Annotated in this window: 4 protein-coding genes and 1 pseudogene; all 5 read left to right on the forward strand. The window is 33.5% G+C overall.

All coding sequences use genetic code 11. The features are described from left to right. Positions 1–199, forward strand: a pseudogene (glnQ, locus tag ACJMLH_RS00590) (glutamine ABC transporter ATP-binding protein GlnQ); the annotation flags it as partial. A 122-nt stretch (positions 200–321) separates the two neighbouring features. Beyond that, complete coding sequence (locus ACJMLH_RS00595; protein ID WP_405274019.1) at positions 322–1,002, forward strand: zinc ribbon domain-containing protein; 681 nt, start codon at positions 322–324, stop codon at positions 1,000–1,002. A 211-nt stretch (positions 1,003–1,213) separates the two neighbouring features. Next, positions 1,214–2,395: a polysaccharide pyruvyl transferase family protein gene (locus ACJMLH_RS00600; protein WP_405274020.1), complete on the forward strand. Its 1,182-nt coding sequence runs from the start codon at positions 1,214–1,216 to the stop codon at positions 2,393–2,395. A gap of 8 nt (positions 2,396–2,403) precedes the next feature. Next, positions 2,404–3,825, forward strand: a complete 1,422-nt coding sequence (locus ACJMLH_RS00605; protein WP_405274021.1) for a glycosyltransferase family 4 protein — start codon at positions 2,404–2,406, stop codon at positions 3,823–3,825. 6 nt (positions 3,826–3,831) lie between these two features. Beyond that, on the forward strand, positions 3,832–4,668 hold an 837-nt coding region (locus tag ACJMLH_RS00610), incomplete at its 3' end, for a glycosyltransferase family 2 protein (RefSeq protein ID WP_405274022.1).

The raw sequence follows: 4,668 nt of genomic DNA on the forward strand, positions 1-4,668 counted from the left end.
TTTAACAGTCATTAAGGAATTGGCTGCTCAGCACATGACCATGGTCATCGTTACTCACGAAATGGCATTTGCACGTAATGTTGCAGACACAATCATCTTCATGGATGGTGGAGTAATCGTTGAGGAAGGCACTCCTGATGAGGTATTCTCATCCGATAATCAGAGGATGAAAGACTTCCTTGGAAAATTCTATGATTAATTTTATTTAATCATACACTCTTTTTTTCTTTTTATATATTCAACATCATTTTTATGGATAAGTATATTAAACTTTGTAACTAAAATATTATTATCGATACATATTTTATCGGGTGTTGAAAAATGAAATGTCCTAACTGTAATAGTGATAATTCGGATACGGCCAAATTTTGTAAAAAATGTGGCTCTCCATTAGATGGAGAAAAAACAATAGACCACAAAAGTGTGATTAATTCAATCAGCGGAAATAAGACTAATGCTGATAATAACACTACCAAAATAATCATTATAGCATTGGCTATTGTTGCAGTAGTATTGGCAGGTGCATTTATCTACATATATGCATCAGGAAATTCAAGTCATGACAATACTAATGCAAATGATAATTCTGCAGCTCAAAATAAGACTCAAGTGGATACAACTCCAGAAGAAAAAACCGCTACACAGACTTCATCATCTTCACAATCCCAATCCTCTACATCTTCAATGAGGATTCGGGGAGGAAGCTTCTCGACAGGAAGTGCTGAAGAGGATAAGACTTATGCTCAAATCTATGTAGGTAAGGAACATGCAGGTAAAAGCGTTATTGTTCAGATTTTCTATTCAAGAGACGGTAATTCACTGAATCATGGTAATATGGTTCCTGCTAATGTGCATTCAGACGGTTACCTGTATATTACAAGTGCAGATGCATATCATTACTATCCAGATTATGCAACAATAAAGTTATATGATTCAAACAGTAATCTTATAGATACTCAAAGCGTTTCACTCTCACCAACAAGTGGAACACAGACATTCTAAATCATTTAACTTTTCTTTTTTTATTTTAATTTTTAAATATATTTTTGAATTTGTTCATGCAGTCATCATCATGATTTTTGATTGTGCTTATTGAATAATCATGTTTTTTATATTAATTTTTTTTAATTGCCTATTTTTAAAGTCGGAGATTAAAATTTAAATGTAATGAGCAATAATAGAATATTAGTAAAGTATATTTCCGTGATTAAAAATGAAATATGGATTAATTAGCTATGATTATACTACAAATTTAGGTAATGAAATTCAAAGTATCGCCGCAAGGCGCTTTTTACCTCAAATTGATTATTATATTGAACATGAAAAATTGGATCAGTTCACAGGCGATAATGTAAAGATGATTATGAATGGCTGGTTTGTGGACTGTCCTACTGCATGGCCTCCATCAGACAGCATTAATCCTCTTTTGGTATCAATGCATTTTACAACTACAACCAAAAACAAAAAAAGGGTAGAAGCAATATTGACTCCTGAAAGCAGGGAATTCTTTTCACAATACGGTCCGGTTGGCTGCAGAGACCTGCATACAGTTGACTTTTTAAACGACAATGATATTGAAGCATATTTTACAGGATGCCTGACTCTGACCCTGGATTCAGGTGATAAAAAACCTCAAAAAGACGATGGCAATGATTATATAGTTGTCAATATGGAAAATCCGGATGAGCTTATTTCATTTTTAAAACAGAAAACAGATAAGAAAATATATAGGATTCAACAGGATATGATGCCTTCCTTTAAAAAGGCATTTCCTGGAGAGATGCCAAAATGGCTGTATAATCTGACTTCATTTTACAATTCAAAAGAAAAATTCTTCATGGCGGAAAACCTGCTGAAGGTTTATGAAAATGCATCATGCGTCATTACCGACAGGCTGCACTGTGCTCTACCATGCCTTGCCTTGAAAACCCCTGTTATGCTATTCAATGAAAGGGGCATGAAGGAAAGATTTGACGGAATCTCACAGCTGCTTTTGGAGTCAACTATTGATGAATACAAAAGCAATTATAATATATTCGATGTTGAAAATCCGCCTGAAAATTCACAGGAATACTTAAAGATAAGAAAAGATTTAATTAAAAAGTGCAGTGAGTTTACAGGCCACATCAGCAATTCGTGTTACAGTGATATTACAACCAATGAACTGATTGACAAGAATACTTTGATTTTGTCAAGAAATGCAATTGAAACCAGAAATTACTTTAAGGAAGTTTTAAAACTTTATGAAAAAACGGAAAGAAAAAACAATAAGAAGATTAAAAAACAGAACGAAGAAATTGAAAAATTAAAATTGGAATTGGAAAAACAAAAAGCTTTGAACAAAGAGGACAGCTCTTCAATTAGCAAAGTTAAAAACAGATTATTTAATAGATAGTGATTATTATGTCTTTTTCAGAAAAAATATTAAGTAAAAGTGACATGTACAATTTTTATAAGGATGAATATGAAAGGCTTTTAGAGAAGGATAAGCAAAATCAGGAAATAATCAAATCTCAAAAAACCGAAATCAACGGTAAAAAGAAGTTCATTGCAAAGAAAAAGAATGAGATTGCAGAAAAGAATGAAGAGATAAAAACATTGAAAAATGAAGTGATTAAATCATTGAAAAAAGATGTAGCTGCACGTGATGATACCATTTCATATCTAAACGGTGAACTCGAAGAGTATAAAGAGTTATGCAATAGCTTCATGAAAAAATATAATTCTCACAATATTGAAAAATCCGAAAAGGACATTACAGACATTAACATTGCATATGTTCTTAACTCTTTTCCTGAGCATTCCCAGACATTCGTTTTAAGCGAACTTAAATGGCTTGTGGAAAACGATTTCAATGTCTGCGTATTTTACAAAAAGGATCCATATAAACATATTGATTTGGACTTTGAGATTGAATCAGTGCAGTTCAGCTCCAAAAAACAGTTGGCCAAATTGCTTGTTGATTATGACATTGAATTTATGCATACTCATTTTGTATATCCTATGTGCAGTAAATTCACATTCCCTCTTGCTGAATGTTTGAATATTCCATTTACAGTATTTGCACATGCATTTGATATATTTACCAAAGAATATCAAAAGACCAACAGGGTGGCGGAAATAGGTAACTCCGATTTATGTTTAGGCATATATACATTAAGCGATTTTCACAAAAACTATCTTGTCGGACAGGGTGTAAATGAGGAAAAGATTATAATAACCAAACAGGCCACTGACTATGAGATATCTGAATTCTCCAGAAGGGAAGATAAGATTAAAAATATTGTTGCGATTTCAAGATTTGTTGAAAAGAAAGGTCTGGATGTTTTGATTGATGCAGCCAAACTCCTTGAAGAAGAGGATCTTTCATTTGAGATTTTCGGTTTCGGTGATTTGGAAGAGGATTTGAAATCCCAAATTGAAAGTCTTGGCGCTCGAAACATTTCAATTGAAGGTGAATTGAATCCAAGTGATGTTAAAGCCAAACTGAAGGAATCGGATTTGATAGTTGTTCCGTGTAAAGTTGCCGAAAATGGAGATATGGACGGTATTCCAACAGTTATCTTTGAGTCCATGGCAGTCGGACTTCCTGTTTTAACCACTTCCGTTTCAGCTATTCCAGAAATAATCAAAGATGGTGAAAACGGTTTTATTATAGAGCCTGAAAATCCTGAACTCCTGGCAGAAAAAATCAGGGAAATTGTTTCAATGCCTGATGAGAAGTTATATGAAATCAGATGCAGGGCACAAAGCGATGTTCAGGACATTTCCAGTGTTGATAAAACTATGAAGACCTATGTTGATGTTTTGGAAAAGTCATTTTAGATTATCATGAAAATATCTGTTATTCTTCCGGTTTTCAATGGGGAGAAGTTCATCAAAAAAGCTATTGAAAGCGTGCTTAATCAGTCATTGTCTGATTTTGAACTTATTATTGTAAATGACGGTTCAACCGACAACACATTGGATATTATTGAATCATTTAATGATGAGAGAATTACCGTTATCAGCCAGTCCAATCAGGGACCCGGCGCTTCAAGAAATAGGGCTCTTGAGATTGTATCCGGTGAGTATCTGATGTTTCTTGACAGTGACGACTGGTTTTGTGATGATGCATTAAAAATTGCTTACGATGAAGCCAAAACCAATGATACTGATATATCAATATTTCAGATAATCAAATACAATCAGGGCGAATACAGTGAAAATGACTGGTTTAACCTGAATAATTTTGATGAATCATTTGAAAATAGGGTTTTCAATCCACATGAGTGCGGTGATTTCCTGTTTGATATATCTGTAAGTGCATGTCAGAAGATTTTTAAAAGGAAATTCATTGACCAGATCCACGCCAGATTTCCTGAAGGCATCTATTTTGAAGACATGCCATTTTTCTTTTACACTTTCCTTAAAGCCGAAAGAGTATCAATCATCAAAAGGCATTTGTATGTCAGAAGAAAGCATGAAGGTTCAATTACAGAATCCGTTGACAGCAAGTTTCTTGATACTGTAGAGGCAGGTCAAATATTGATGGACATTTTTATTGAAAATGATTGGTATGATATATATTTGTTTGATTTACTTGCCTTTAAAATCAATGGTCCTCGATATGCTTTAATGGGCATTGAAGAAAAATACAAAGAACAACTATTCATGTTAATTAAAAAG

It is taken from the genome of Methanobrevibacter sp. (assembly GCF_045116495.1).
GTDB lineage: Archaea > Methanobacteriota > Methanobacteria > Methanobacteriales > Methanobacteriaceae > Methanocatella.

What these genes read in the sequence shown, in the direction of transcription:
- ACJMLH_RS00595 (WP_405274019.1), top strand. Translation starts at nt 322, where the DNA reads ATGAAATGTCCTAACTGTAATAGTGATAATTCGGATACGGCCAAATTT.
- ACJMLH_RS00600 (WP_405274020.1), top strand. Translation starts at nt 1,214, where the DNA reads ATGAAATATGGATTAATTAGCTATGATTATACTACAAATTTAGGTAAT.
- ACJMLH_RS00605 (WP_405274021.1), top strand. Translation starts at nt 2,404, where the DNA reads ATGTCTTTTTCAGAAAAAATATTAAGTAAAAGTGACATGTACAATTTT.